Consider the following 26029-nt stretch of genomic DNA (forward strand, 5'->3'; position numbering starts at 1 on the left):
GGGCCACAACCGGTCTGGCCGACGGTCAACGGGTCGAATGTTTCGCGCAAGGAGGGGAACATGATCAGCAGGAATCCGCGGCGCCGCCGGACGCTGCTCGCGTCGGCCGTCTTGGCCGCCGCGACGCTGTTCGCGGGGGTCGCACCGGCGGTACAGGCCGCGCCGGAGGCCCGGAGCGATGTCTTCATCCGCGACAACACGTCCGACGTCGGGTTCGAACCGTCGGCCGGTTCGCTCTACTCCAGTCCGGACATCCGGGTGTGCTTCACGCCAGGGACACTGTGCGCCAGCGACGACCCGGTCGTGCAGGGGACCACCGCCTACATCCACGTCACCCTGAACAATCCCGGCCCGTACGGCGACGCGCTCGAGAAGGGCACGTTGCAGGTCTACTACACCAAACAAGGCACCGTGGCCCAGTGGTCGAGCCAGTGGACCTACATCGGTTCGGCAACCAACGTGAGCGTGCCCTACGGGACCAAGCGGGTCGTCATCCCGTGGAAGGTGCCGCTCGGTTCGCACTTCTGCCTGCTGGCGCGGTGGCTTTCGCCGACCGACCTGCCGACCGAAGGCCTGAGCACGTCGGCGAACGCCCGGAACAACAACAACATTGCCTGGCACAACGTGAACGCCGTACCGTTCAAGATCAAGATCCCGGAGTTCCGGCCGATCGTGTTCGGCTGGGACGGTCCGGACCCCACGGCGGTCGGCGACATCGTCTTCACCCAGCCGGGCAGGCCGTTCACCGGCCCGGGACGGATCACCATCGACCTCGGCCCCGACCTGGCCGCGCGCTGGCGGGCGTCCGGCGCGAAGGGGGAGGGCGTCGAACGGGTCGGTGAGACCGAGTTGGCCATCGTGAACCCGCAGCGAGCCCGGATCAGCGGCCTGACCTTCAAATCGGGCGAACAGGTGGGCGCCAAGCTGAGCTTCACCGCCGGCGCCGAAGCGGCCGGCGGGCAGTACACCGTCCACGTGACCCAGGTCGACCAGCGCGGTGAAGAGGTCGGCGGCGTCGAATACCGGCTCGCCGAAGCGCGACAGTAAGCCAGGGTGGGGTGCCGGCCCGTGGGCGGTGAGGGTGGAAACCCGCACCGCCCACGGGTTTCACGCGCGTGCGAAAGAAAGCGTCTCGCCCTCGACACCTCGCAGCCAGAGATCCTGGGCGGCTTCGGCCATTTCCGCCAGTCCCTCTTCGATCGTCGCGAACACGTTGCCGGGCACCCAGCCCGCGTCGCCGTTGATCAGCAGGTTGTTGCGGCCGTAGAAGATCGCGAGGTCCGTCGCGCCCTGGTCGCTGTGCGCCTCACTGCCGTCGTCGTAGCCGTACGCAGGGTTGCCGATCTCCCATGCCTCGAACCCGAAGTACACGACATCCCCCGGAATCGGGGTCACCGTGGGGTTTTCGCGGCCCGGCTTCGGTTCGGCGAAGGGCGGCACGAGCGTGTACACCTCGTTGCGCGCGTACTTCGCGTGGTAGGCCGAACCGCTCTGCGGCAACGCGTCCCAGACCGCGCGGCAGGTCCGCGGGGCTTCGGCGTCGAGCAGCCGGGCCCGGCAGGACACCCCGCGCTTGTCGAGAGTGATCGTGATGTAGCGGGCCATCACTCGACCCCCGCCACCACGTCGCCCCAGATACGCAGCGCTTCGTCGACCTGCGCGGAGTCGACGATCAGCGGTGGCACCATCCGGACGACGTTCATGTACGCCCCGCAGGTCAGCAGCAGTAATCCGTTGGAGGACGCGGCTTTCTGGGCCGCCTGGGCCTTCGCCGTGTCCGGCTCGCCATCCGGCGTGGTGAACTCGGAACCGACCAGCAGCCCCAGCCCGCGGACGTCGCCGATCGACGGCGATTTGTCCGCGATCACCCGCACACCCTCCAGGAGCTGGCGTCCTCGTTCGGCGGCGTTCTCGACCAGGCCCTCCTGCTGGATCACCTCGAGCGTGGCGATCGCCGCCGCGCAGGCCACCGCGTTGCCGCCGTAGGTCCCGCCCTGGGAACCGGGGAGCGCCTTCGCCATCAGTTCCTCCGACGCGGCGATACCCGAGATCGGGAACCCGCTCGCGAGGCCCTTCGCGATGAGCACGATGTCCGGGCGTACCCCGAAATGATCGTGTCCCCAGAACCGGCCCGTCCGGCCGAAACCGGTCTGGATCTCGTCCATCACCAGCAGGATCCCGTGCTTGTCGGCGCGTTCCCGGAGACCGGCCAGGAACTCGGTGTTCGCCGGGACGTACCCGCCCTCGCCGAGCACCGGCTCGATGAAGAACGCGGCCGTTTCGTTCGGCGCGCAGACCGTCGCGAAGAGGTAGTCGAGCTCGCGCAGGGCGAACTTCGTCGCCGTCTCCTCGTCCCAGCCGTAGTGGAACGCGTACGGGAAGGGGGCGACGTGCACGCCGGACATGAGCGGCGAGATCCCGGCGCTGAACCGGGTGCCCGACGTCGTCATCGTCGCCGCCGCGACGGTCCGGCCGTGGAACCCGCCCTGGAAGACGATGACGTTGGGCCGTTTCGTGGCCTGCCGCGACAACCGGAGCGCCGCCTCGACCGCCTCGCTGCCCGAGTTCGCGTAGAAGAGGGAATCCAGACCTTCCGGGAGGACACCGCCCAGTTTCTCGGTCAGCTCCAGCATCGGCTTGTGCATGACCGTCGTGTACTGCCCGTGGACGAGTTTGCCGATCTGCTCCCGCGCCGCGCTCACCACGTGCGGGTGACAGTGGCCGGTGCTGGTCACGCCGATACCGGCGGTGAAATCCAGGTGACGTTTGCCATCGGTGCCGTAGAGGTAAACCCCTTCACCGTGGTCGACCACGACCGGCGTTGCCTGCTTGAGCAGCGGTGATAGCTGGGCCATGGGCTGCGCTCCTAGGTCGGCTGAGCTGTTGTCGATTGTTGACAATATCCATAGCATGGCGTTCGGGACAACATGGAGGAGCGTTGGGATGAGCTCGATCAGTGAGGCCGGCGTGGTCACGTCGGTCGGCAAGGAACTGTTCATCGGCGGCAAGTGGGTGCCCGCCACGGACGGGAAGACCTTCCCCGTTCTCGACCCCTCGACGGGTGAAGCCCTGTGCGAGGTGGCCGACGCGTCACCGGCGGACGGTGTCAGCGCGCTCGACGCGGCCGTCGCCGCCCAGGCCGACTGGGCGAACGTCGCCCCGCGCGAACGTGGCGAGATCCTGCGCCGCGCCTACGAACTGCTGATCAAGCGCGCCGACGAACTCGCGCTGCTGATGACCCTCGAGATGGGTAAACCGCTCGCGGAGTCGAAGGGCGAGATCACCTACGCGGCCGAATTCTTCCGCTGGTTCGCGGAGGAGGCCGTCCGGATCGACGGTGGTTACGCCGTCGCTCCCAACGGGTCGGGCCGCTTCCTCGTGACGAAGCAGCCCGTCGGGCCGTGTCTGCTGATCACGCCGTGGAACTTCCCCATGGCGATGGGCACCCGCAAGATCGGGCCCGCGGTCGCGGCAGGCTGCACGATGGTCATCAAACCCGCTGCTCAGACCCCCCTTTCGATGTTGGCCCTCGCGGCGATCCTCGCCGAAGCGGGACTGCCGGAAGGTGTGCTGAACGTGCTCACGACGTCGGACTCCGGCGGCGTGATGGAGCCGTTGATCCGCGACGGCCGTGCGCGGAAGCTGTCCTTCACGGGCTCGACCGGCGTCGGGCGGAAGCTGCTGGAACAGTGCGCGGACAAGGTGCTCCGCACTTCGATGGAACTCGGCGGCAACGCCCCCTTCCTCGTCTTCGAAGACGCCGACCTCGACGCGGCGATCGACGGCGCGATGACCGCGAAGATGCGCAACATCGGCGAGGCCTGCACGGCCGCGAACCGCTTCTATGTCCAGCGAGGCATCGTCGACGAGTTCTCCCGGCGCCTCACCGAGCGCATGGAGGCCTTGCCGATGGGGCGCGGTACCGAGGAGGGCGTCGTCGTCGGCCCCCTCATCGACGAAGCCGCCGTCGAGAAGGTCAGCGGCCTGGTCTCCGACGCCACCGAGCGAGGAGCGCGCGTCCTCACCGGTGGGTCTACAGTGGACGGACCGGGCAACTTCTATCAGGCCACGGTGCTCACCGACGTGCCCAAGGACGCCAGGCTCGCTTCGGAAGAGATCTTCGGTCCGGTCGCCCCGATCACTCCCTTCGACAGCGAGGACGAGGCCATCGTGGCGGCGAACGACACCGAGTTCGGTCTCGTGTCCTATGTGTACACCTCCGATCTCAAACGGGCGTTGCGGGTCTCGGAGCGGTTGGAAGCCGGCATGATCGGACTCAACCAGGGGCTGGTTTCGAACCCGGCGGCACCGTTCGGCGGGATCAAGCAGTCCGGGCTCGGCCGTGAGGGCGGCAGCTTCGGCATCGACGAGTTCCTCGAGACCAAGTACATCGCGGTGGCCCTGTGACCTCCTATCGGATCGCGAGCATTCCCGGCGACGGTATCGGCGTGGACGTGACGGTCGAGGCCCGCAAGGTCCTCGACCGCGCGGCGGCATCGCATGGCTTCTCCTTGTCCTGGACGGAGTTCGACTGGAGTTGTGAGCGGTACACCAAAACCGGCTCGATGATGCCCGCCGACGGGATCGAGCGGCTTTCCGCTTTCGACGGGATCTTTCTCGGTGCTGTCGGCTTTCCCGGCGTCCCGGACCATGTGTCGTTGTGGGGTCTCCTCATTCCGGTCCGGCGCGCGTTCAGCCAGTACGTCAACCTCCGGCCGGTCCGGCTGCTGCCGGGGACGACGTCGGCTCTGGCGGGCCGCGGCGCCGACGAACTGGAGATGGTGATCGTCCGGGAGAACTCCGAGGGCGAGTACTCGGAGATCGGCGGCAGGCACAATCGTGGGCTGGGGAACGAGTTCGTCTTACAGGAATCCGTGTTCACGCGGGTCGGTGTGGAGCGGATCATCCGCTACGCCTTCGAACTGGCGAAGACGCGCACGGGACGGGTCTGTTCGGCGACCAAGTCCAACGGGCTCATTCACTCGATGCCCTTCTGGGACGAGATCTTCGCCGAAATCTCTGCGGAGTACCCGGACGTGCACGCCGAGCAGTGCCATGTCGACGCGCTCGCCGCGCGGATGGTGCAGGCGCCGGACCGGCTCGACGTCGTGGTGGCTTCGAATCTGTTCGGCGACATCCTGAGCGACCTGGCGGCGGCCGTGACGGGTGGGCTCGGAATGGCACCTTCGGGCAACATCAATCCGACCGGTGAGCTTCCTTCCATGTTCGAGGCGGTGCACGGCAGCGCTCCCGACATCGCAGGGCAGGGCATCGCGAATCCGGTGGCGCAGATCCTGGCGGGGGCGATGCTGCTCGACCATCTCGGGGAAACCGTTGCGGCACAAGACGTACGCGCGGCGGTGGAAAAGGTTCTCGAGGAAGGGGCCGTGCAAACCCCCGACCTCGGCGGGAAGTCCACCACCGCCGAACTCGGGTCCGCGGTGGTCGCCGCTCTATCTTGAACCATCCGCACAGTGGTGTGTCAAGTCCCGGAAGTCATGAACGGTCCATTCGCGACTTTCGAATACCTGAAGGCCCCCTTCCTTGCCTTAGGCGCAGGGAAGGGGGCCTTCGTGCACTCGGGCCGTCCAGGTTTCCAATGCGACATAGGAACCTGGACGGTTCTTGACTCGCCACTCGCTCCCTTGGCGGTCGGACACTCCGAGCCCTCGACGGCCGTGTCGCGAAAGCCACCTTCGGGACATGAGACGTCCGCAAAGTGGCTTTCGCGACACAGAACCGGCTCCCCGGATACGCCGGATTCCCGACGGAGCAAGGCGGTGGCGTCTCGGATGACTCGTTCGGTGCTCCCGATGTGGCAAGGGAGTCGTTGAGCGTCCCCAATGCCCATGGGAGACCCGTGCCCCAGAACTCCCTCGGCGAATTTTTCAAACAAGGCAAAAGTGTTGCCCTGAAAGGGAATCTCGACGCGAAATCAGCCAGCGAAGGACCGTTCACCGGCTGCGCTCCACCGCGGGTCGTGAGTTTTTGTCGGTGTCCCGGTGCACAGTGCCGGTGATCGGATTCGACGACTTGAGGAGCGCCGATGTGCTGGCATTGCGACAACCCCGGGAAGACCCGCGACGACTATCTCGTCGAGGAGGTCCGCCCGCTGATCCGGAAGTACGGCTGGATGGTGCAGACGGTCGAGCGCGGCACAGTCCAGCCGGGCTTCGCGTACACGGTCGGGCTCACCGAAGCCGGGCTGCCGGAGCTCGTCGTCACCGGCCTGAGGGAGCGAAGATCCGGCCAGCTGCTGAACTATTTCGCCCAGCAGGTGGTCCGGTCAGGGCCTCCGGAGGCGGGTGAGGTGCTGCCCGCCGCCGTGGGATGGCCGTCGTTCGAGGTCGTTCCGCTCAGTTCGCCGTCGGCGCACCTGCTCACCGCCGTTCTCCTGTACGGCGAAGAGTTCCGTGCGCTGCAACTTGTCTACGAAGACGAGCACGGCAATTGGCCGTGGAACAGGGATTTCCGCGGTGGAACGGGCGGCCAGCCGGTGCTGGGGGTGCGGGGCCGTGGCTGAAACCTCAAGGCACCGCGGGCGCTTCGCCTTCCCTCAGGCTGGTCCCCGGGGCCAGCCGCTGGACGGCGTCCTCCATATGGGCTTCCAGCAGCGACAGCGCGGTCTCTTCGTCGCCGGCCCGCAGCGCTTCGATGATCCTGGTGTGCTCGGTGACCCGTTCTTCGACCCGCTGGTAGGTCCCCTGCAGCGCGGTGAGGCACATCCGGGTTTCGATGAGCAGGGTCCGGGCCATGCGCACGAGCCGTTTGCTGCCGGAAGCGGCGATCAGCGCCTCGTGGAAACGGAGGTCCGCCCAGGAGAGCGCGGTCGGGTCGTCGTCGTCCGCGGCGGTGGCCATGGCGCGCACGGCCTCTTCGAGCTCGGCGGCGACCTGCTCCCTGTCCCCGCGCAGCGCCCGCAGCATCGCGGCGCGCTCGATGGCCGAGCGCGCCGAGTAGATGTCGTAGACGTCGCCGGGTTCGAGGTCGATCACGAACAGGCCGCGGTGGCGCTCGCTGCGCAGGAGTCCTTCGGAGACGAGGTGCTGCATCGCCTCGCGCAGCGGCCCCCGCGAAACCTGGAACCGGGAGGCCAGATCCGTTTCACCGAGCTGGGTGCCGGGAGGGAGAGCGCCGGTCATGATCGCGTCCCGCAACTGGCGCGCGATGATCCCGGCGGTCGACTCCCGGCTGACCGGCTCGATATCCGGCAAGGACATGGTTCAGTTGCCCCTTCTCCCGAACAGTGCACCCAGTGTGCGGACGAGCGGCGACTTCCCGGTGAGCCGCAACCCTTCCCAGACGGTGACCTGGTTGGCGGTCAGCACGGGCTTGCCGAGCCTGGTTTCGAGCGTGTTGATCTCGCCGAGGGTCCGCATGGCGGTGTCGGGGACGAGCAGCGCGTCGGCGGCCGGGTGGTCCCGGCTCACCGCGAGCTCGACGACGGCTTCCGGGCTGAGTTCGCCGACCTCGGCCGCGGTGTCGATGTCCGCGCTGCCCATCGAGACCACCTCGACCCCGCCCGCGGCGAGGAACTCGACGAACAGCCGCGCGACGTCGTCCGGGTAGCTGGCGGCGACCGCGACCCGCCGGACGCCGAGGGCCCGCGCGGCGTTGACGAAGGCGAAGGAGGTGCTCGACGCCGGGACGCCTGCGACGGCGGAGAGCCGGTCGGCCTGATCGCGGGCGCCTTCCCAGCCGTAGACGAAGCTGCCGCTGGTGCAAGCCCACACCACCGCGTCGGGTTCGTGTTTGGCCAGGAGCGCGGCGCCGTCGGCGAGCCGGCTTTCGCTGCCGAGGTCCAAGAGCTCGGGCACGGCGTGCAGATCGGTTCCGTAGATGTGCTCGACCGGCAGTTTGATCCCGGCCATGTCCCCGCCGAGGAGCTGTTCCGCGAGCGGGTAGTCGTCTTCGGCCGCGTGATCCGGGTAGATGAACCCGATGGTGGTCGTCTCGGACGGCGGCTCGGGCGGGGCGAACGGCGTGATGGGCACGGAACCTCCGGTGGGCAGATTGTCGACAATCGTAGGCGAAGAGGTCAGTCGACCTCCCGGAGCCACTTGCCGGGCCCGACGATCGGCAGGTTCATCCGCCGGAGGCAGGCCCACATGGTGAGCTGATTCGCGGTGAGGACCGGTTTGCCGAGCGCGCTTTCGAGTGGCTCGATCAGATCGTAGGTGGGGAGGTTGGTGCAGCTGACGAAGATGGCTTCGGCGTCGGCGTGGTCGGCGGCGAGGATACGTTCGGCGATGGTCCGGTAGCTGACTTTCCAGATGCCGCCACCCAAGCCGAGATGGTCGCTCGAGACGGTGTGGACGCCGAGTTCGGCCAGGAAGTCGTGCAGCTTCCCGGTCAGGTCGCCGTCGTAGGGGGTGAGCACCGAGACCCGGTGGAGGTCGAGCTGATGCAAGACCTCCGCCAGCGCTCCGGACGTGGTGACGGCGTCCGTCGCGCCCGCGTCGCAGATCGCCTTGGTCAGAGAGCGTTCGTAGTCCACACCGTTGACGAAACTGCCGGAGGTGCACAGATAGGCGACGACTTCGGGCTCCACGTGGAGCACGTCCCGCGTGGCGGCGGCGAGATGCCTGCTGTCGCTGACGAGCTGGGCCATCTCCATGCTGACGGGCACGGGCTCGTACGGTGTCCGCGCCAGATGGAGGGAGACCTCCATGGGCACCCAGCGCCACAGCTCGCGTTCCAGGGCCAGGTCGAAGGGGGCGATCACGCCTATACCGCGCTGCGCCAACGGGCCTTCGAACTCCAGTAAGTCGAAATCCAAGTCTCAGCCTCCGGAAACTTCTGCTGTCACGCTCCGGTGCTCCGGGGGTCGTTCCTCGGATTGTTGACAATCATACGAGCCACTTTTACGGTGTCAACGTGATCGCCTCGGAGACCCCTGTGCTGGCGGTGCTCTGCGGAGACACGCGCCCACCGGACATGCGCGCTATCGAAGACCGAGCGGTGGTTCGTTACACCGGCGAGGCCGGGTTGGCCGAAGCGTTGTCCGGCGCCGACGCGTTCTTCGTCTACGACTTCCTTTCGGCCGCCGTCCCGGGTGCCTGGCACGCGGCCGACAAGCTGCGCTGGCTGCACATCGCCAGTGCGGGCGTCGACCCGGTCCTCTTCCCGGGGCTGCAGGAGAGCGACGTCGTGCTCACCAACTCCCGAGGGGTGTTCGACGGGGCGATCGCCGAGTACGTCCTCGGAGTCGTCCTCGCGTTCGCCAAGGATTTCGTCCGTTCGTGGGACCTGCAGCGGCGAAAACAGTGGAAGCACCGCGAGAGTGAACGGATCTCCGGCCGCCGGGTCCTCGTGGTCGGCACCGGGCCGATCGGCCGGTCGATCGCGCGGCTGCTGCGGGCCGCCGGGATGTCGGTGGCGGGCGTCGGACGCCGTCCTCGTGAGGGCGATCCCGACTTCGGGGACGTGTACGCGTCTTCGGACCTCGTCCGCCATCTTCCCGAGGCGGACTACGTCGTCGCGGTCGCGCCACTGACCGAGCAGACGAAGGGCATGTTCGACGCCGAGACCTTCGCCGCGATGAAATCCGGCGCGCGGTTCGTCAACGTCGGCCGCGGCGAACTGGTCGTCACCTCGGACCTGATCGGCGCACTGCGGGACGGGCCGCTCGGCGGTGCGGCGCTCGACGTCTTCGACACCGAGCCGCTGCCGTCCGAAAGTCCTTTGTGGACCATGGAGAACGTGCTGATCTCGCCGCATATGTCGGGTGACTTCGTCGGCTGGCGTAATACTCTGGTAGAGGTGTTCGCGGACAACTTCCGTCGCTGGCGCGCGGGGGAGCCGCTGCGCAACGTCGTGGACAAGCAGCTCGGGTACGTGCCGTCGGAGACGCTTCGCCAAGGTTAGGGGCCCGGATTGAACGACACCAAGTTGACCGCGAGCGAGCTCGTCGCCGCGTACGCCACCGGAGAGCTGTCGCCGGTCGAGGCCACCCAGAACGCCTTGCGCGCCATCGAAGAACGCGACGGTGAGACCAACGCCTTTTGCCTGGTCGACGCCGACGGCGCGCTCGAACAGGCGAAAGCTTCCGAGATCCGCTGGCGGGACGGCAATCCGATCGGCTGGCTCGACGGCGTTCCGGCCTCGATCAAGGACATGTTCCTGACCCAGGGCTGGCCGACGCTGCGCGGTTCGGGATGCATCGACCCCGACCAGCCTTGGGACGTCGACAGCCCGGTCACCGCGCGGCTGCGTGAGAACGGCTTGGTGCTGCTGGGAAAGACCACGACGCCGGAATTGGCGTGGAAGGGCGTCACCGACAACACGCTGACCGGGATCACCCGCAACCCGATCGACCCGTCGACGACGGCGGGGGGTTCGAGTGGGGGCAGCGCCGCGGCCGTCGCGGCGGGGATGGGTGAACTCTCCGTCGGCACCGATGGCGGCGGCTCGATCCGGATCCCGGCCTCCTTCTGCGGAATCGTCGGGCTCAAACCGACACACGGCCGGATCCCGCTGTTCCCGGCGAGCCCGTTCGGCCCGCTCTCGCACGCCGGGCCGATGGCGCGTTCGGTCGACGACACGGCGCTGCTCCTCGACGTCCTCGCGATGCCCGACCACCGCGACCCGGCCGCGCTCGCCCCGCCGGTTTCGACCTATCGCGAGGCCGTCCGCAGGGACGTGCGCGGGCTGATCGCCGCCTACTCGCCGACGCTCGGCTACGTCGACGTCGACCCCGAGGTCGCGGAGATCGTCAAGTCGGCGGTCCGGTCGCTGGGCGACGCGGGCCTGCACATCGAAGAGACCGATCCCGGCTTCACCGACCCGAAAGAGGCCTTCGACGTCCTGTGGTCGACGGGGGCGGCGAAGTGGCTGGACACCTTCCCCGCCGGTTCGGAGACGAAGGTCGATCCCGGGCTGCGGAAGGTGTGGGAACTCGGCAAGACCTTCTCGGCGAGCGACTACCTCGGCGCCAACGCCGAGCGGGCCGCGCTGGGCATCCTGATGGGCGAGTTCCACACGCGCTACGACGTGCTGATCACGCCGACCCTGCCGATCCCCGCCTTCGAAGCCGGGCACGAGGTGCCGCCGGGCAGCGGGCTGAGCGGCTGGCCGGACTGGACGCCGTTCACCTACCCGTTCAACATGACCCAGCAGCCCGCCATCAGCGTGCCGGCGGGCCGCACCTCCCGCGGCCTCCCGGTCGGCCTGCAGATCGTCGGCCCGCGGCACTCCGACGACCTGGTGCTCGCGGTCGCGAAGCTCCTGGAAGAGGTCCGTCCCTGGCCGTGACCTGCGGAAAGGGAGCAAGGGACCTTTGCTACCACTTTGGGTGTCAGGGCTGGGCGGCGTGGGACTTCCGGACCAGCCCGCGCACCTGGCCGCTGCACAGCGCGAGCCCGGTGGCGGCCACGACCAGCGCGGCGCACGCGAGCAAAGTAGTGCTGACGCCGAAGTGGTGTGCGGCGGGCCCGGCCGCCATCTGCCCGAGGGGCAGGGCGATGAAGGAACCGAGCATGTCGTAGGAGTAGACGCGCGCGAGTTTGTCCTCGGGCACGTTCTCCTGCAGGGAGACGTCCCACGCGACGACGAACTGTTCGATCGCCAGTCCGGAGACGAACATGGCCGCCAGCAGGAGCGGCAGCAGAGGTGCCTGGCCGAGGAGGATCAGCGGCGGCGCTTCGAAGAGGATCACCGCGACCCCGACGAACAGCGCGCGCCGCGGCTGCCATCGGGCCACGAGGATCCCGCCGACGAGCGAGCCGATCGTCTGCGCGGCGAGGGCGAATCCCCAGCCGGAGCGGCCGAAAGTGCTGTCGGCGACGACAGGGCCGAGTACCGCGATTCCGCCGGCGATGACGGCGTTCACCACCATGAACTGCACGACCACGACCCACACCCAGGTGCGCGACCGGAACTCGTGCCAGCCCTCGACGAGTTCCGCCAGCGGGCGGCTACCGGGGATCCGTTCCCGGCGGCTGAGGCGGATGCACCGGTAGGACAGGGCGGAGCCCAGGAACAGCAGCGCGTTCCCGCCGAGCGCCCAGCCGGGGCCGACGGCGGTGACCAGGATGCCGCCGAGCCCGGCGCCGGCGATCCGGCCGGAGTTCGACAACAGTCTGGCCAGCGCGTTGGCCTGCGCGAGCAGGGTGGCGGGCACCGTCAGCGGGGTGAGCGACGCCGACGCCGGCGCGGAGATCGCGGCCACCGCGCCGTTGACCACGCTCAGGCCGACCAGCAGCGGGATCGACGCGAATCCACAAAGGACACTCGCCGCGATGACCGCCTGGGTCAGCGTGGCGGCGAGTTCGGTGCCCTGCAGGATCACCGACCGCGGTAGCCGATCCGCCAGTACCCCGCCGAACAGCAGCAGGACCACGCTCGCCACGGACCGCGCGCCGACGACGATGCCGATGTCGACGGCCGATCCGGTCAGGTCGATCACCGCGAACGCGAGCGCGAGCGGGGCGACGGCGTTGCCGAACTCCCCGAACGTGCGGCCGCCGATCAGCCAGCGGAAGTTGTGATGGCGCAGTGGTTCGCGCAGGGACGTCACGGTCGCCTCATCTCGAACATCGCGACCGTCGCGCTGACCGGAATCGTCCCCCGGGTGCGGGGCGGTTTCGCGGCCGAGTGCAGAAGCTCGCTCAGCTCATGGGCGTGGGCGAGTGCCTTCTTCCAGGTCTCACGGTCGACCCACATCTCCACGTCGGCCGTCAGCCCGCGTTCACCGCGGACGTGGAATTCGCTGCGGCGCTCGAGTTCGGAGGCCATCGTCGTGATGAGAAGCCGGTGTTCCTCCGGATCCGTCGACGTGAACCGCGATCCCGACTCCGGGTCGTGCCGGTAGCGTTTCGCCAGCCCGCCCCGGATCCGGACCTCCTCGACGACGTCGAGCAGTCCGGCCTCGTGCAACCGCCGCAGGTGGTAGCTGACATTCGCTTGTGTCTCACCGAGTTCGCGGGCGGCTTCGGCGGCGCTCATCGCGACACCGGTCAAAAGCGACAGAATGCGCAGGCGGACGGGATGGGCGAGAACGCGCAGCTCGTCGAGGCCGGGAGACTCGGGCATGGGACGAGTATCGACCGCCGGGACACGAACCGTCAAACAGTTATTTGGGGGTTTCATTGGCCGGGAGTTCCGGTGCGGTGATCCGATGTCTGTGCTCTGCTGGAGAGATGCGTACGACGACATTGGGCAGGAGCGGTCTCGAGGTGTCGAGGATCGCTTTCGGCACTTGGCAACTCGGCGGGGACTGGGGCTCGTTCGACGAGGACGCGGCGATCGCGGCGATCCACCATGCCCGCGAACTCGGGGTGAATTTCTTCGACACCGCACAGGCCTACGGGTTCGGGAAGTCCGAAGCGATGCTGGGGAAGGCGCTGCGCGAGGAACTCAAGCGCGACCGCGACAACCTCGTCATCGCCACGAAGGGCGGCATCAAGCCGCGTTCCGAACGGCCGCGCGACTCGCGGCGCGAGTGGCTGACGCAGGGCGTCGAGGACAGTCTCCGTTTCCTCGACGTCGACCACATCGACCTCTACCAGATCCACTGGCCCGACCCCGGGACACCGGCCGAAGAGACGGCGGGGCTCCTGCAGGAGTTCGTCGACGCCGGGAAGATCCGGCACGTCGGTGTCTCGAACCACGACGCCGCGGCGCTGGCCGCCTTCGACAAGACCCGGCCCGTGGAAACCCTGCAGCCGCCGTATCACCTGTTCCGCCGCGACATCGAAACCGATCCTCTCCCGTACGCGCGTGAGAACGACATCGGCGTGCTCGTGTACAGCCCGCTCGGCAGCGGACTGCTGACCGGATCCTTCACGCCGGAGACGACGTTCGAGAAGACCGACTGGCGGTCACGGTCGTCGGCGTTTACCGGCGAGACCTTCCGGCACAATCTCGCCGTCGTCGACCGGCTCAAGGAATTCGCGGCGGGCAAAGGAATCTCCGTCAGCCAGCTCGCGATCGCGTGGACGCTCGCCCAGCCTGGCGTGCATGTCGCGATCGTGGGCGCGCGCAAGGCGGCCAACATCGAGGCCAGTCTCGCCGCCGACGGCATCGACCTGACCGCGGACGATCTCGCGGAGATCGACCGGCTCACCGCCGACGCCGTTCCCGTGTCGGGCGCGAGCCCCGAAGGTGTCGCTTAGAGCTTGAATTCGGTACCGTCCAAGGGAAGCGAGGCGCCGCCGTCCAGCACGGCGGCGTGTTCGGGCGACGCGGGATCGACCACCGGGTTCGTGTTGTTCAGATGTGTGTACGCCCAGCGAGGGCCGGGCCGGAGCTTCGCGAGACTGCCGGTGATCGGCAGATGACCCATCGCCGGTTGAGCGCCGGCGTCGGCCGAGGTGGCGCCCGACATCTCGTCCGGTGCGTAGAAGGTCCCGTCCAGGAGCACCAGACCGGCGCCGCGGGTGAAGTCGTCGAACCCGTCCGGCCAGCTCTTCAAACAGGGCGCGTAAACGAAGACACCGCCGGTCTCGACGTCTTCGATCCGGTACGCCACCACCCAAGGACCGTCCTCAGTGGACGAACGCGCGTACTTCGGTCGCTTGTCGCTCACGGGAAGCACGCTCACCCGGAGACCGTCGATGGAGACATCCGACGACGGCAGCCAGTCCCAGCCGCCGTACCCGTCGATGATCGACCGCGCGGGGAACTGTGCGGAAAGAGCGCCCAGCACGGCGTCCGGCGCCCACACCGGCAGGCCGCCCGCTTCCCGCAGGAGGAGCAGGCCGAGTGAATGATCGAGTTCGGCGTCGGTCAGCAGCACCCCGCGCAGCGGTATCTCCCTCGGCCCCGGCCCGGCGCGCAGGGGCGGCGTGGCGAGGATCTGCGCGCGGATGTCCGGCGACACGTTGAGCAGGTACCAGCCCTCGCCGTCCGCGCTCACCGCCACGCAGTCCTGCGTCCGCGGCGGCGCGCCCGAAACGCACAACGCGCAGGCGCAGTTCCACTGCGGGAACCCGCCGCCCGCCGCGGTGCCGAGCAGAATCACCCTCATCGTGGCGTCCGCATCACGAGCTCGCCGGTTTTCGGCGGTGTGGCGAGAATGAAGTCGACGACGCCGCGTTCCGGGGAACGCGAGCACACCGGGTCCGTCGCCGAGGCGTCACCGGTGAGCTGGAACGCCTGGCACCGGCAGCCGCCGAAGTCGATCGCGCGCCGATCGCACGTGGCGCAGGTGTCCGGCATCCAGTCCTCGCCGCGGTAGGCGTTGAAGGAGCCGGATTCGTACCAGATCCACGCCAGCGGCTTGTCCCGCACGTTGTCGAATTCCAGGGTCTCGATCGCCGTCGACGCGGGGCATGGCAGCACCTTCCCGTCCGGCGCCACGGTCAGTTGCCGTGCGCCCCAGCCGTACATGCACGGCTTCGGGTACTTCTCGTAGTAGTCGGCGACGACGTAGATGATCTCCATCCGGCCGCGCAGCCGTTCGGTGGCCGCGCGCACGATCGGCTCGGCTTCGTCGAGTTGCCGCCGGGTCGGCATCAGGGCGTCGCGGTTGCGCAGGGCCCAGCCGTAGTACTGCGTGTTGGCCAGTTCGAGCCGGTCCGCACCCATTTCCTCGGCGAGGTCGATGATCCCGGCGAGCTGATCGTGGTTCTGCCGGTGCAGGACGACGTTCACCGACAGCGGCAGCCCGGCCTTCTTGATCAGTCCGGCGGCGACCAGCTTCCGGTCGTGTGCCCGCGCTCCGGCCAGCCGGTCCGCGCGTTCGGCGGTCGCGCCCTGGACGGACAGCTGGACATGCGCGATTCCGCGCTCGACGAGATCGTCCAATCTGGACTCCGTCAGCCCGAGCCCGGACGTCACCAGGTTGACGTAACACCCCAGTTTCGTGGCGTGCTCGACCAGGACAGGGAGATCCGGCCTGGCGAGTGGTTCACCACCGGACATGTGCACCTGGAGCACCCCGAGTTCCCGCGCCTGGGTGAGCACGGAAAGCCATTCCTCTGTGGACAGTTCGCCGTCGCGGGTGATCAGCTCGAGCGGATTCGAGCAATACGGGCAATGCAGCGGGCAGCGGTGGGTCAGCTCGGCGAGCATGCCCAGCGGCGGCGCCGCGGTGTTCATGTCCATTCGACGATCCGCCGTTCTCCCAGCCGGGACAGGACGTCCAGGATCTCCTCCTCGCGCACACCGGTGTAGCGTTCGCGCAACGCCGAAGCGATTCCCGCGACGTCTTCGACGCCGTCGCAGAGGGAAAGCACGGCCGCGGCGGTCGGATTCGGGACGAGCACGCCTTCGGGGAACAAAAGGACGTGCGTTTCCCTGGTCTGGTCATAGCTCAGCCGGACTCCGCGCCGCAGGCGCGGCACCGAGCCCGGTTCGAGGGAGGTCATCGCTACTCCTCGGCCGCGCGCTCGATGGCGTCGAGCATCGACCAGAGCACGTCGGTCTTGAACGACAGCGCGGCGATCGCCTTGTCCTGCTGCTCGCGGGTGACGGCGTGCCGCACGACGATGTCGAGCGTCCCCTTGCCCTCGCCGGAGACCTTGTCGATGCGATTGGTGAAATAGGCGAGGTCCTCCGGTGCGATCCACGAATAGTTCGCCAGCATGTCGGAGACCCGCCGCTGCATGAGATGGCCCGCGAACATTTCGGTCAGCCCCGAGGCGACCGCTTCGAGCCAAGGTCTCGTGCGGGCGAAATTCACGTAGGCGTCGACGGCGAACCGCACGCCGGGGGCGACGTGCCGCTGATCGAGGACCTCTTCACGGTCGAGCCCGACCGCGGTGCACAACCGGAGCCATCGCTCGGTCCCGCCGTCGCCCGCCTTCGTCCCGTCGTGGTAGACGATACGGTCGAGCCATTCCCGGCGGATCTCCGGCAGCGGGCAGTTGCTGATGATCGCCGCGTCCTTCTGCGGGAGAACGCATTGGTAGTACCAGCGGTTCGCGGCCCAGATCTTCAGTTCGCGCGCGGACAGATCGCCGTCGTGCATCCGCACGTGGAACGGGTGGGTGCCCCAGTAACGGTGCGAAAGCCCGCGCAACGCCGCGATGAACTCCGACGACGACATGAGGGACACCGTGCTGCCTCCGGGTGCTCGCTGATCGGGACGGCGGCGGTGGTGGGGGACGGCCCCCACCACCGGATGCGGGTTCAGTCCTCCATGCGGGCCGCGTAGGCCGTGACCTCCATGGGGGTTTCGTACTCGACGAAGTCGGGGGTGGTCCATACCTCGATCATTTCTGCTCCTAACGTCCACATGGGATCGAACAGGGCCGGGCCACCGTCACCCTAGAAGCGGGTCGCCGATTCTGACCAGACGTAAGGACCGACTTCCGGCGGCGTTTTGTAAAGTTTCCTACCTATGGCCGATCGAGTCGGGCCGGTCGTCACGCTCGGCGCACACAACGGTTAACGACCGGTGGGCCCGATAGCCCGTCCAGTGGTGTCCGTTTCGTCCTGCGGTGTGTTTCTATCCAACTCGACGGGTGCACCCCGACCACCCGCCTACCGCCGCCATCCGAGCTCCAGGGGTGTAGCTGAAGGAGGCGTCCCATGTTCTTACGTCGTACTCTCGCCGCCACGTTCGCCGCGGCGACGGCCGTGTCGATCGCGACCGTCCCGGCGGCCGCCGAAGCGCCGTCGATCCAGGCGATCAGGCAGCTCGCGAGCGGTCTCAACCAGGCCTGGTCGATCGACTTCCTGCCCGACGGCACGGGCGTTTTCACGCAGAAGGACGCCAGGACGATCAGCAAGATCGACAAGGCGGGCAAGGTCACCACGGTCCAGACCATCCCCGGGGTGAGCGTCACCGCGGAGGCCGGTCTGCTCGGCATCGCCGTCTCGCCGGATTACGCCACCGACCAGACGGTCTTCATCTACTACACGACCAGTTCCGACAACCGGATCGCCAAACTGAAGCTGGGCCAGGCGCCGACGCCGATCGTCACCGGCATCCCGCGTGGTTCGCAGTACCACCACGGCGGGCGGATCAAGTTCGGCCCGGACGGCTATCTCTACGCGGGTACCGGCGACGGCCAGAACGGCGCCAACGCGCAGAACAAGAACTCCCTCGGCGGCAAGGTCCTGCGGGTCACCACCGACGGCGCGGCCGCGCCCGGCAACCCGTTCAACAGCCGCGTCTACTCCTACGGTCACCGCAACGTCCAGGGCCTGACCTGGGCGAACGGTCAGCTGTACATCTCCGACATCGGCGCGAACAGGCTCGACGAACTGAACAAGATCGAGCCCGGCAAGAACTACGGCTGGCCGACCTGCGAGGGCCCGTGCAACACGGCCGGGATGACCAATCCCGTCAAGTCCTGGCCGACGTCCTCGGCGACGCCGAGCGGGCTCGCGGCCTACAAGGGTTCGCTGTACATGGCGTCGCTCAAGGGCGGCACGTACAAGCTCGACCTGAACGGCAACGGCGGCAAGCTGTGGACCAACCTCGGCCGGACGCGTGACGCGACCGCCGGCCCGGACGGCCAGCTGTACACGATCACCCCGGGCGCCCTCTACGTCTCCGACGGCAGCTAACGGTCAAGGGTCTCCCCAAGGGCGCTCCGCGCCCGACGGAGACTTCACCGGCGCAGCCTCTTTCGGGCCGGAGGCCCACGAGAACATTTTGGGGGGCGCCTTCACGAGCACGTGACATTCAAGTGCTTCGGCGCCCTGCGGAATGTTCTCGTCAGCTGCGCCCGACAAACACCGAGTGTTCGAGTTCGGCGAGCGCGGTGTCCAGGTGGGTCAGGATGCGCTGGAGATGCGGCACGCTCCGGCGGCAGCCGGTGATGCCGAAGTCCAGGTTGTCCCCGTTGCTGGTCAGCGTGATGTTCACCGCCTGCCCGTCCAGCAGCACCGACGCCGGGTAGATGCCGTCGAGCGCCGCGCCGTTCCAGTACATCTGCTTGCGCGGCCCCGGCACGTTGGAGATCACCAGGTTGAACGGCGGTTTCGTGTTGTTCACGAAGCCGGGGATCGGGGACACGCCCAGCTGGGCGACGTTGATCCCCGACAACAGCAGCGTCTGCAGCGGGGTCAGCTCCGAGAAGAGCTTCTTCCCGTTCCGCATGGACGCGTTGATCGTCGCCAGCCGGGCGGCCGGATCGGTCAGATGGGTGGCGAGGTTGCACAGCAATGCGCCGATGTTGTTCCCTGCCGCGTCCCCGCTGTCCTTGCGCCGCAAGGAAACCGGGACCATCGCGGTCAGCGGCACGTCGGGGAGCGCGTTCTGCTCCATCAGGTAGTCGCGCAGCGCGCCCGCGCACATCGCGAGGACGACGTCGTTGCGCGACACCCCGGCGGCGGTCGCCACCTTGCGCACCCGGTCCAGCGACCACGACTGCGCGGCGAACCGGCGGGCTCCGCCGATCGGAACGTTGAACATCGTCTTCGGCGCCTGTGAAGGCAGTGTGAGCGTGTGCTCCTGGAACGCCTCCCGCGCCACCTTCATCGCGGCGGGTGCGATGCCGGCGAGCTGGTTGACCGTCTTGCCGAAGGTGCTGAACACCGAGGGTGACACCTTGCCGTTGCGGCCGCCGTCCGGTTTGGCGCGGCGCCCCCACGGCGGCGGGCAGTCGAGGTCGAACGGGTCGTCGGACAGCGTGCCCTGCAGATGCCGCAGTGCCGAGACGCCGTCCATCAGCGCGTGGTGGATCTTGCTGTAGATCGCGAACCGGCCGTCCTGCAGGCCCTCGACCAGGTGGATCTCCCACAGCGGGCGGTGCCGGTCGAGCAGGGTGCTGTGCCAGCGTCCGGTCAGCTCCAGCAGTTCGCGGATCCGGCCGGGCTGGGGCAGCGCCGAATGCCGGAAGTGGTAGTCGAGTTCGAGATCGTTGTCGGTCGCCCAGGCGATATGCCCGGCGGTGTTGACCGGCCGGGCGGGACGGCGCCGGAACACCGAGCGCATGTTGTCGGAATCAAGCAGGCTCTTGCGGACGTCACGCAGATAGTCGGGGCCGGCGCCCTCGGGTTTCTTGAACAGTTGCAGTCCGCCGACGTGCATCGGATGTTCGCGCGTCTCCACGAGGAGGAACATCGAGTCGGTCACGGGCATGAACGGCATCGTCGGGACCACCTTCCGCGCGGCGGCGTGCGGACACGCCGGGTGCCAGAGTCTACGCACACCGAAACCACCTTCTCACGCTTTAGGGTGGCTCACATGACGATCCCGACCGATCCGCAGACGGGTGAGTTCCGTCGGTCCGCCAACCATTTCGACGCGCGTGTCACCGCCGACGGCCGCGACGGCTGGCCGGTGGAGGCGGGAAGATACCGGCTGGTGGTCAGCCGGGCCTGTCCCTGGGCCGGCCGTGGCCTGGTCGTCCGGCGGTTGCTCGGCCTCGAGTCCGCGCTGAGCGTGGCCGTCGCCGATCCGATCCAGGACGAGAAGAGCTGGCGGTTCACCCTCGATCCCGATGACCGGGATCCCGTACTCGGGATCAAGTACCTGGCCGAGGCCTATCACGCGGCCGATCCGCACTACATGGGCGGGATCAGCGTTCCGGCCATTGTGGACATTCCGAGCAAAAAGCTGGTGAGTAACGACTATCCGCAGATCACCCTCGATCTGTCCACCGAATGGACCAGCCTTCACCGGTCCGGAGCGCCCGACCTCTACCCAGAGCGACTTCGAGGCGAGATCGACGACGTCAACGCGGGTGTCTACGCCGACGTCAACGCCGCCGTGTACCAAGCCGGTTTCGCGACCAAGCAGGCCGCGTACGAGGATGCCTACACCCGGCTCTTCGCCATGCTGGACGCGCTTTCCGACCGGCTCGAAAAGCAGCGCTACCTCGTCGGTGACACGATCACCGAAGCGGACGTCCGGCTGTTCACCACGCTCGTCCGCTTCGACGCCGTCTACCACGGGCATTTCAAATGCAACCGGAACAAACTGGCCGAGATGCCGGTGCTGTGGGCCTACGCCCGCGACCTCTTCCAAACGCCCGGCTTCGGTGACACGGTCGACTTCGACCACATCAAGCGGCACTACCACGCGGTGCACGAGCAGGTGAACCCGACGCGGATCGTCCCACTGGGGCCGGACCTGTCCGGCTGGACGACGCCGCATCACCGGGAGCAGCTGGGCGGGCGCCCGTTCGGCGACGGCACGCCGCCGGGACCGCCGCCCGAGGACGAACGGATCGGGGACACGGATGGAGCCACTGCCTGAACGCACCGACGTCGTCGTGATCGGCGGCGGCATCATCGGGGTCGGCTGCGCGTACCGGCTCGCCGCCGCCGGCGTCTCGGTCCTGCTGCTCGAACGCGACATCCTGGGCGCGGGCTCGACGGCGAAGGCGGCGGGCGGGATCCGGTCGTCGTTCACCACCCGGGTCAACATCGAGATCGGGCTGCGCGGGCTGGCCGAGTACGCCTCCTTCGCGGAGACGTACGGGACCGAGATCGACTTCCGGCGCGACGGCTACCTGTACCTGGTCACCGACCCCGCCGACCTGCCCGAATTCGAGCGTTGCGCCGAACTGCAGAACTCCTACGGCGTCCGCAGCCGTCTCGTCGAACCCGCCGAAGCGCGGCGGCTCTCCCCGCTGATCGACACCGAGGGCGTGGTCGCGGCGCTGTGGTCGCCGGACGACGCCAAGGCGACTCCGGACTCCGCCGTCCAGGGCTACGCGCGGGCCGCTCGCGCGCAGGGCGCGGTGCTCAGGACCGGCGTCGAGGTCGTCGGGATCGAACGCGACGGCGACCAGATCACCGGCGTCCGGACCTCTGCCGGTTTCGTGCGGACGGACGCGGTGGTCTGCGCGGCGGGCGCGTGGTCGGGCCGGATCGGCGAACTCGCCGGTGTCGACCTCCCGGTGCGGCCGTTCCGGCGGCAGGTCGTGTTCACCGGCCCGGTCGCGGATCTGCCCGCGTCCGTGCCGCTGACCATCGAGATGCCGTCCGCCTTCTACTTCCACCGCGAGGGCGCCGGCCTGGCGATGTCCTTCTGCGACGGTGACGGCGACCCGGGCTTCGACACCCGCTACCAGCCGGGCGAGTGGCTGCCGAAACTCGCCGAAATCGCCGCGCGCCGGGTGCCCGCGGTGCTCGACGCGGGGATCCGCGGCGGCTGGGCCGGGCTGTACGAGGTCACGCCCGATCGCAACCAGATCGTGGGGGAAAGCGTCCACCTGTCGCGGTTCTTCTACGCGACCGGCTTTTCGGGACACGGGTTCCAGATGGGCCCGGCGGTGGGGGAGCTCGTGCGGGACCTCTACCTGGGGCGGGTCCCGGAGATCGACATCAGCGGGCTCGACGTCCGCCGGTTCGCCGGCGACCGGGCCGTGACGAGGGAGCACAACATTGTCTGAGTTCGTCGAAGTCACCACCGAGGCCGAGCTGCGCGAGATCCTGCCGCCGCCGCTGGAGCGGACCGCGAACAAGGCGCGCCCGAAGCTGCACGAGATGGACCGGCAGTGGCTCGCGGAGTCTCCGTTCGTGTTGATCGCGACGTCGGCGGCGGACGGCACCTGCGACGTCTCGCCGAAGGGCGACCCGGCCGGGTTCACGCTGGTACTGGACGACACGCGGATCGCCATCCCGGAGCGGCCGGGCAACCGGCGCGCCGACGGGTTCCGCAACGTTCTGTCGAACCCGCACGTCGGGCTGATCTACCTGATCCCCGGCCGCGGTGACACGCTGCGGATCAACGGCCGCGCGCGGCTCGTGCGGGAGGCACCGTTCTTCGACGACATGATCGTGAAGGGCAACCGGCCGAAGCTGGCGCTGGTGGTCGACATCGACGAGATCTTCCACCACTGCCAGAAGGCGTTCATGCGCTCGAAGCTCTGGTCGCCGGAGAGCTGGACGCCCGACGCGCTGCCGTCGCGGGCGGCGATCTCCAAGACCTTCGAGCGGCCGGAGGATTCCCTCGCCGACCTCGAGGCGTATTACGCTCCCGCCGTCTACTCGGCCGGGCTGTACTGAAGCCGCCGTCCGTGAAGGCCTCCTTGGCTGCATTTCAACTTAGGTTCCCAAACTCATGAACGGAACCCAAGCTGATCAGGGTGCTGGACCTGCGGAAACGCGGGTCCAGCACTGCATCAAACCCCCTGTGTTGTGTGGCTCGTCGGCTAGACTTGACTTGCACATACAGGGGTCCAATGGCGACCACCGCCCGGCGACATGCTGGGGGTTTGTTCGTGGGTAAGGCACTGAACCGCAAGCTGGCGCGGTCGATCACTGGGGAGCTTCCGCCGCTGTTCGCGGTGATCTACGCCAGGGCGTCGAATGAGACGAAGGCCCGGAAGGTCGCGGTGTCGACGCAGATCGCGGTCGGCCGCAAGTTCTGCGAGGACAACGGCATCACCGTCGTGGCGGTCCTGGTGGACAACAACCTGTCGGCGTCGCGGTACGCGACCGAGGAGCGGCAGGACTACACCGAGGCGTTGCGCTTGTTGTCGACGGGGCGGGCGAATCTGCTGTGGACGTGGGAGAACTCGCGGGCTCAGCGGAATCTGTCGATGTTCGCCCGGCTGCGGGAGATCCTGGAGAAGGTCGGGGGTTACTGGGCCTATGACGACCGGATCTATGACATGAACGATCCGGACGACCGGATCGACACCGCCGAGGACGCCGTCGACGCGGAGCGGGAGTCGGAGAAGATCCGCAAGCGGACCCGCCGGGGTGTCGAGGCCCGCGCGCTCGAAGGTTTGTGGGCTGGTCCGCTGGGCTACGGGTACCGGATCGTCTATGACCAGCGCACGGGCGAGGCACACCGCGAGGTCGATCCGGAGACGGCGCCGATCGCGGAGGCGATCGTGGACCGGCTGATCGAGGAACCGAACGCGTCCGTGCTGGTGCGGGAGCTGATCGAGGCGGGTGTGCCGTGCGCTCACGGTCACGTGTGGCGGGCGGATCACGTGAAGAAGCTGCAACACCTGTCCAAGGACCCGCACGGCTGGGCGAAGCTCATCGACTCGCTAACCACGGAGCAGCAGGAGGCCGCGTATGAGGCGCTGGTTCGGGTGCGGGCAGACACGCCGTCGCAGGTCGCGCAGCAGCTGAACCGGGAACAGTGGGTGCATCCGCTTCCCGGGGAGTGGAACGTCTCCAAGGTCCGCAACATCGCGCTCAGCCCCGTGATCGCCGGGTTGCGGGTGTTCCGCAAAAAGATCGTCGGCAAGGGCGTCTGGCAGCCGATCATCAGCGATCGGAAACGCGCGCTGATCGTGGCTCGCCTGGGCGATCCGAGCCGGAGCTCGGTGCGCGACGGAACGCGGGTCAAGTACTTGCAGACCGGGATCCTGTTGTGCGGGATCTGCGAGACCCCGACCCGGTCCACCCCGCTGCACCGGGCGCGGCCCGGCTACCGCTGCCCTCATGGGCATCTCATGCGGGACATGGAACGCACGGACGCCTATGTGGTGGAGGCGGTGCTGACCCGCCTGGAGTCCGACGATGCGCGGGAGCTGTTCCGCTACGAGGACCAGGCCGACGAGCTGACGAAGGCCGTGGCTACCGCGCGGGAACTGCGCGCCCGGCTGGACGGGTTCACCGACTCGGCCGCCAGCGGCGGGATCGGCCCGGAACGGCTGTCCCGCATCGAGGCGAAGCTGGTGCCGCAGATCGAGGCGGCCGAGGAACGCGTGCGCCAGATTGGGGTGTCACCGGTGGTCGCGGACCTGCTCGGCGCGGACGCCAGAACGGTGTGGGCCGGGCTGTCGCTGTCGCAACAGCGGGAGGTTCTGCGGGCGGTGGTCACTCCCCGCCTGCTGCCCACTAAGGGTGGGCGCGCACCGTTCAACCCGGACGACATCATGCTGACCTGGCTGGGCGCCCCGGCAGCCATACCGGGAATGGACGACTCGTTCGACGACGAAGTGCTGGTCGAGGTCAGCTGAGATGAGGTAGGGCGTGGCCCGGCATCCTGGAGGGTGCCGGGCCATGTGCTGTCAGTGAGGGGACGGTGGCAGCTCGAACATCGTGTCCGGCAAACACGCCCGCTGAGGCGAATTAAGCGCGTTCGGACGGTCGAGCATTGCAGGATGCCGCGAGCGGTATCACGAGCAGGTGCGAGAATGACTCCATGCCGGACCACGTGCCACGAGCGAAATGGAGGTTCACTCTGGCTTGGGCCACGCTTGAGGTCTTTGCTGATGGCGACATCATTCCAGCGGTGCTACAGCCTACGGCCGCAGTTCTTACCCACCTGGAAAACCGATTTCGTCCGGCCCTGCTCACCTATCATCGACGGCCGACCCGCGTTCCTCTGGCGGCAGTGTGGCCCGTGGGTCTACCGTCGCCCACGCCTGTCGTGGGCTTCGAGGCCGCCGAGCAAGAACTACGTGGTGTCGTCCTCGCGGACGTGCACACCCTGACCTGCCACTGTTGCGCGGCACGTTTCCACGGCGTCTACCCTGACGGCGGCATGCCTTTCTTCAACGCCCACCTGCCCGCACACCAGCTGATCAATGGATGCCCTGGTTGCGGTAGCGACTTCGCGAGTTCTCGTATCCAGGCCCTCGCCCTCCTGCCGCTCTCAGGGCGCTGACCGCCTCAATGCGTCAATGTCCGCAACTTGGGTGGTAGCGGTCAGCCGGGTTTGTCGCAGCAGAACCGGGTGGCATGGTCCTGACAGCACGTGGCCCCGGCACCCCTGTGAAGGTGCCAGGGCCACGTGCTGTCAGCCGACTGTTCGGTCCAGGTGCACCCGGCGCACGGTCGGGCCGAAGATGCACGAGAGCCGGTCACGCTGAGCCGTGGTGAACGGCGGCGCGGTGGCCGCAGCTGCTCGGGCGGCCTGGAGAACGGCGGTAGTGAGCACGGAGGCCGGATCGGTGATCGCCGTGCCGGAGTAGGTGTCAGCCACGGCCGGTCTCCCGGCTCTCGGTGGACCGGTAGCGGGTGTCTCCGGCGGTCTCAGCGGGCACCAGTGGTGCCCCCTGGCGGGTGCGGGGGTCTGCCAGCGGGGTGACCTTCCTTTCGGTGGAGATGACGACGCCGAACGCGGCCAGCAGGGTTACTAGGCCGGTGATGACTCCGGTGGTGGCGTTGCCCTGGTCGGTGGTGATCAGTCCGGAGCCGACGAGGCCGGACACGATCGCGGTGAGCGCGCCGACGATGGATCCGGCGATGCGCAGGGGGTAACGAGACACGTGTG

28 protein-coding genes are annotated in these 26029 nt (G+C 68.1%); 13 read left to right on the plus strand and 15 right to left on the minus strand.

Annotated features, from left to right (window positions below):
- Positions 1–60 precede the first annotated feature (60 nt).
- Entirely contained in the window at positions 61–1047 is a 987-nt protein-coding gene (locus ACZ3HL_RS35630) for a hypothetical protein (RefSeq protein WP_465420354.1), read from the plus strand.
- A gap of 60 nt (positions 1048–1107) precedes the next feature.
- Here the strand turns inward: ACZ3HL_RS35630 and ACZ3HL_RS35635 are convergent, their stop codons facing one another.
- Entirely contained in the window at positions 1108–1605 is a 498-nt protein-coding gene (locus ACZ3HL_RS35635; RefSeq protein WP_409494057.1) for a DUF3830 family protein, read from the minus strand.
- Complete coding sequence (locus ACZ3HL_RS35640; RefSeq protein WP_465420351.1) at positions 1605–2855, minus strand: aspartate aminotransferase family protein; 1251 nt, start codon at positions 2853–2855, stop codon at positions 1605–1607. The genes ACZ3HL_RS35635 and ACZ3HL_RS35640 overlap by 1 nt, the downstream gene beginning before the upstream one ends.
- An 88-nt stretch (positions 2856–2943) precedes the next feature.
- Here ACZ3HL_RS35640 and ACZ3HL_RS35645 point away from each other — a divergent pair, with 88 nt between their 5' ends.
- The 3 genes from ACZ3HL_RS35645 (at position 2944) to ACZ3HL_RS35655 (ending at position 6523) form a co-directional block, all read left to right on the plus strand.
- Positions 2944–4407 (plus strand): NAD-dependent succinate-semialdehyde dehydrogenase, encoded by a 1464-nt coding sequence (locus ACZ3HL_RS35645; RefSeq protein WP_465535709.1) that lies wholly within the window; start codon positions 2944–2946, stop codon positions 4405–4407.
- Complete coding sequence (locus ACZ3HL_RS35650) at positions 4404–5462, plus strand: tartrate dehydrogenase (protein WP_465420347.1); 1059 nt, start codon at positions 4404–4406, stop codon at positions 5460–5462. The genes ACZ3HL_RS35645 and ACZ3HL_RS35650 overlap by 4 nt, the downstream gene beginning before the upstream one ends.
- 584 nt (positions 5463–6046) lie before the next feature.
- Positions 6047–6523, plus strand: a complete 477-nt coding sequence (locus tag ACZ3HL_RS35655; protein ID WP_465420345.1) for a DUF4262 domain-containing protein — start codon at positions 6047–6049, stop codon at positions 6521–6523.
- 4 nt (positions 6524–6527) lie between these two features.
- Here the strand turns inward: ACZ3HL_RS35655 and ACZ3HL_RS35660 are convergent, their stop codons facing one another.
- From ACZ3HL_RS35660 to ACZ3HL_RS35670, 3 genes are read right to left on the minus strand one after another with little or no spacing between them, the layout of a single operon-like run.
- Entirely contained in the window at positions 6528–7220 is a 693-nt protein-coding gene (locus tag ACZ3HL_RS35660; protein WP_465535711.1) for a GntR family transcriptional regulator, read from the minus strand.
- Between the two features lie 3 nt (positions 7221–7223).
- Positions 7224–7994, minus strand: coding sequence for a maleate cis-trans isomerase family protein (locus tag ACZ3HL_RS35665; protein ID WP_465420343.1), 771 nt, complete (start codon positions 7992–7994; stop codon positions 7224–7226).
- 44 nt (positions 7995–8038) lie between these two features.
- Positions 8039–8779 (minus strand): maleate cis-trans isomerase family protein, encoded by a 741-nt coding sequence (locus ACZ3HL_RS35670; RefSeq protein ID WP_410651775.1) that lies wholly within the window; start codon positions 8777–8779, stop codon positions 8039–8041.
- Between the two features lie 98 nt (positions 8780–8877).
- On the opposite strand from ACZ3HL_RS35670, the gene ACZ3HL_RS35675 reads away from it, so the two are divergent.
- Positions 8878–9867, plus strand: a complete 990-nt coding sequence (locus tag ACZ3HL_RS35675; protein ID WP_465535713.1) for a D-2-hydroxyacid dehydrogenase — start codon at positions 8878–8880, stop codon at positions 9865–9867.
- A 9-nt stretch (positions 9868–9876) separates the two neighbouring features.
- Positions 9877–11253 (plus strand): amidase, encoded by a 1377-nt coding sequence (locus ACZ3HL_RS35680; protein ID WP_465535714.1) that lies wholly within the window; start codon positions 9877–9879, stop codon positions 11251–11253.
- A gap of 43 nt (positions 11254–11296) precedes the next feature.
- Here the strand turns inward: ACZ3HL_RS35680 and ACZ3HL_RS35685 are convergent, their stop codons facing one another.
- Positions 11297–12517: an MFS transporter gene (locus ACZ3HL_RS35685; protein ID WP_465420336.1), complete on the minus strand. Its 1221-nt coding sequence runs from the start codon at positions 12515–12517 to the stop codon at positions 11297–11299.
- The gene (locus ACZ3HL_RS35690; RefSeq protein WP_465420334.1) at positions 12514–13032 is read right to left on the minus strand and encodes an ArsR/SmtB family transcription factor; all 519 of its coding nucleotides are present in this window, start codon (positions 13030–13032) and stop codon (positions 12514–12516) included. Before ACZ3HL_RS35690 ends, ACZ3HL_RS35685 begins: the two co-directional genes overlap by 4 nt.
- Positions 13033–13175: 143 nt before the next feature.
- Here ACZ3HL_RS35690 and ACZ3HL_RS35695 point away from each other — a divergent pair, with 143 nt between their 5' ends.
- Entirely contained in the window at positions 13176–14114 is a 939-nt protein-coding gene (locus ACZ3HL_RS35695; protein ID WP_465535716.1) for an aldo/keto reductase, read from the plus strand.
- Here ACZ3HL_RS35695 and pqqB read toward each other — a convergent pair.
- The 5 genes from pqqB to pqqA all read right to left on the minus strand — a co-directional run bounded on the left by pqqB (position 14111) and on the right by pqqA (position 17181).
- Positions 14111–14968, minus strand: coding sequence for a pyrroloquinoline quinone biosynthesis protein PqqB (pqqB, locus tag ACZ3HL_RS35700; RefSeq protein ID WP_465535718.1), 858 nt, complete (start codon positions 14966–14968; stop codon positions 14111–14113). The genes ACZ3HL_RS35695 and pqqB overlap by 4 nt on opposite strands.
- The gene (gene pqqE / locus ACZ3HL_RS35705; protein WP_465535720.1) at positions 14965–16047 is read right to left on the minus strand and encodes a pyrroloquinoline quinone biosynthesis protein PqqE; all 1083 of its coding nucleotides are present in this window, start codon (positions 16045–16047) and stop codon (positions 14965–14967) included. Before pqqE ends, pqqB begins: the two co-directional genes overlap by 4 nt.
- A complete protein-coding gene (gene pqqD / locus ACZ3HL_RS35710; protein WP_465420326.1) occupies positions 16038–16310 on the minus strand; it encodes a pyrroloquinoline quinone biosynthesis peptide chaperone PqqD in 273 nt (90 codons plus the stop codon). The genes pqqE and pqqD overlap by 10 nt, the downstream gene beginning before the upstream one ends.
- A gap of 2 nt (positions 16311–16312) precedes the next feature.
- Positions 16313–16990 carry a pyrroloquinoline-quinone synthase PqqC gene (gene pqqC / locus ACZ3HL_RS35715; protein ID WP_465535722.1) on the minus strand — a complete coding sequence of 226 codons (678 nt, stop codon included), beginning with the start codon at positions 16988–16990 and terminating at the stop codon, positions 16313–16315.
- Between the two features lie 83 nt (positions 16991–17073).
- The gene (pqqA, locus tag ACZ3HL_RS35720; RefSeq protein ID WP_465431089.1) at positions 17074–17181 is read right to left on the minus strand and encodes a pyrroloquinoline quinone precursor peptide PqqA; all 108 of its coding nucleotides are present in this window, start codon (positions 17179–17181) and stop codon (positions 17074–17076) included.
- Between the two features lie 294 nt (positions 17182–17475).
- Here pqqA and ACZ3HL_RS35725 point away from each other — a divergent pair, with 294 nt between their 5' ends.
- Positions 17476–18459: a PQQ-dependent sugar dehydrogenase gene (locus tag ACZ3HL_RS35725; protein ID WP_465535724.1), complete on the plus strand. Its 984-nt coding sequence runs from the start codon at positions 17476–17478 to the stop codon at positions 18457–18459.
- Between the two features lie 151 nt (positions 18460–18610).
- Here ACZ3HL_RS35725 and ACZ3HL_RS35730 read toward each other — a convergent pair whose 3' ends face one another.
- Entirely contained in the window at positions 18611–19987 is a 1377-nt protein-coding gene (locus ACZ3HL_RS35730) for a WS/DGAT/MGAT family O-acyltransferase (protein WP_465535890.1), read from the minus strand.
- Positions 19988–20083: 96 nt separating this feature from the next.
- Here ACZ3HL_RS35730 and ACZ3HL_RS35735 point away from each other — a divergent pair, with 96 nt between their 5' ends.
- From ACZ3HL_RS35735 to ACZ3HL_RS35755, 5 genes are all read left to right on the plus strand, one after another.
- Positions 20084–21097, plus strand: a complete 1014-nt coding sequence (locus ACZ3HL_RS35735; RefSeq protein WP_465420320.1) for a glutathione S-transferase family protein — start codon at positions 20084–20086, stop codon at positions 21095–21097.
- Entirely contained in the window at positions 21081–22238 is a 1158-nt protein-coding gene (locus ACZ3HL_RS35740) for an NAD(P)/FAD-dependent oxidoreductase (protein WP_465535726.1), read from the plus strand. The genes ACZ3HL_RS35735 and ACZ3HL_RS35740 overlap by 17 nt, the downstream gene beginning before the upstream one ends.
- Positions 22231–22854: a pyridoxamine 5'-phosphate oxidase family protein gene (locus ACZ3HL_RS35745; protein WP_465535728.1), complete on the plus strand. Its 624-nt coding sequence runs from the start codon at positions 22231–22233 to the stop codon at positions 22852–22854. Before ACZ3HL_RS35740 ends, ACZ3HL_RS35745 begins: the two co-directional genes overlap by 8 nt.
- Positions 22855–23069: 215 nt before the next feature.
- On the plus strand, positions 23070–24770 hold the full coding sequence (locus ACZ3HL_RS35750) for a recombinase family protein (RefSeq protein WP_465535729.1): 1701 nt from the start codon (positions 23070–23072) through the stop codon (positions 24768–24770).
- A 185-nt stretch (positions 24771–24955) separates the two neighbouring features.
- Complete coding sequence (locus ACZ3HL_RS35755; protein WP_465535730.1) at positions 24956–25420, plus strand: hypothetical protein; 465 nt, start codon at positions 24956–24958, stop codon at positions 25418–25420.
- A 132-nt stretch (positions 25421–25552) separates the two neighbouring features.
- On the opposite strand, the gene ACZ3HL_RS35760 is transcribed toward ACZ3HL_RS35755, so the two are convergent.
- A complete protein-coding gene (locus ACZ3HL_RS35760; protein WP_465535732.1) occupies positions 25553–25738 on the minus strand; it encodes a hypothetical protein in 186 nt (61 codons plus the stop codon).
- Positions 25731–26024 (minus strand): hypothetical protein, encoded by a 294-nt coding sequence (locus tag ACZ3HL_RS35765; RefSeq protein ID WP_465535734.1) that lies wholly within the window; start codon positions 26022–26024, stop codon positions 25731–25733. Before ACZ3HL_RS35765 ends, ACZ3HL_RS35760 begins: the two co-directional genes overlap by 8 nt.
- Positions 26025–26029 lie beyond the last annotated feature (5 nt).

It is taken from the genome of Amycolatopsis sp. NPDC000009 (assembly GCF_055563465.1).

What these genes read in the sequence shown, in the direction of transcription:
- ACZ3HL_RS35630 (WP_465420354.1), top strand. Translation starts at nt 61, where the DNA reads ATGATCAGCAGGAATCCGCGGCGCCGCCGGACGCTGCTCGCGTCGGCC.
- ACZ3HL_RS35635 (WP_409494057.1), bottom strand. Translation starts at nt 1,605, where the DNA reads ATGGCCCGCTACATCACGATCACTCTCGACAAGCGCGGGGTGTCCTGC.
- ACZ3HL_RS35640 (WP_465420351.1), bottom strand. Translation starts at nt 2,855, where the DNA reads ATGGCCCAGCTATCACCGCTGCTCAAGCAGGCAACGCCGGTCGTGGTC.
- ACZ3HL_RS35645 (WP_465535709.1), top strand. Translation starts at nt 2,944, where the DNA reads ATGAGCTCGATCAGTGAGGCCGGCGTGGTCACGTCGGTCGGCAAGGAA.
- ACZ3HL_RS35655 (WP_465420345.1), top strand. Translation starts at nt 6,047, where the DNA reads ATGTGCTGGCATTGCGACAACCCCGGGAAGACCCGCGACGACTATCTC.
- ACZ3HL_RS35660 (WP_465535711.1), bottom strand. Translation starts at nt 7,220, where the DNA reads ATGTCCTTGCCGGATATCGAGCCGGTCAGCCGGGAGTCGACCGCCGGG.
- ACZ3HL_RS35690 (WP_465420334.1), bottom strand. Translation starts at nt 13,032, where the DNA reads ATGCCCGAGTCTCCCGGCCTCGACGAGCTGCGCGTTCTCGCCCATCCC.
- pqqB (WP_465535718.1), bottom strand. Translation starts at nt 14,968, where the DNA reads ATGAGGGTGATTCTGCTCGGCACCGCGGCGGGCGGCGGGTTCCCGCAG.
- pqqE (WP_465535720.1), bottom strand. Translation starts at nt 16,047, where the DNA reads ATGGACATGAACACCGCGGCGCCGCCGCTGGGCATGCTCGCCGAGCTG.
- pqqD (WP_465420326.1), bottom strand. Translation starts at nt 16,310, where the DNA reads ATGACCTCCCTCGAACCGGGCTCGGTGCCGCGCCTGCGGCGCGGAGTC.
- pqqC (WP_465535722.1), bottom strand. Translation starts at nt 16,990, where the DNA reads ATGTCGTCGTCGGAGTTCATCGCGGCGTTGCGCGGGCTTTCGCACCGT.
- pqqA (WP_465431089.1), bottom strand. Translation starts at nt 17,181, where the DNA reads ATGTGGACGTTAGGAGCAGAAATGATCGAGGTATGGACCACCCCCGAC.
- ACZ3HL_RS35725 (WP_465535724.1), top strand. Translation starts at nt 17,476, where the DNA reads ATGTTCTTACGTCGTACTCTCGCCGCCACGTTCGCCGCGGCGACGGCC.
- ACZ3HL_RS35730 (WP_465535890.1), bottom strand. Translation starts at nt 19,987, where the DNA reads ATGCCGTTCATGCCCGTGACCGACTCGATGTTCCTCCTCGTGGAGACG.
- ACZ3HL_RS35735 (WP_465420320.1), top strand. Translation starts at nt 20,084, where the DNA reads ATGACGATCCCGACCGATCCGCAGACGGGTGAGTTCCGTCGGTCCGCC.
- ACZ3HL_RS35740 (WP_465535726.1), top strand. Translation starts at nt 21,081, where the DNA reads ATGGAGCCACTGCCTGAACGCACCGACGTCGTCGTGATCGGCGGCGGC.
- ACZ3HL_RS35755 (WP_465535730.1), top strand. Translation starts at nt 24,956, where the DNA reads ATGCCGGACCACGTGCCACGAGCGAAATGGAGGTTCACTCTGGCTTGG.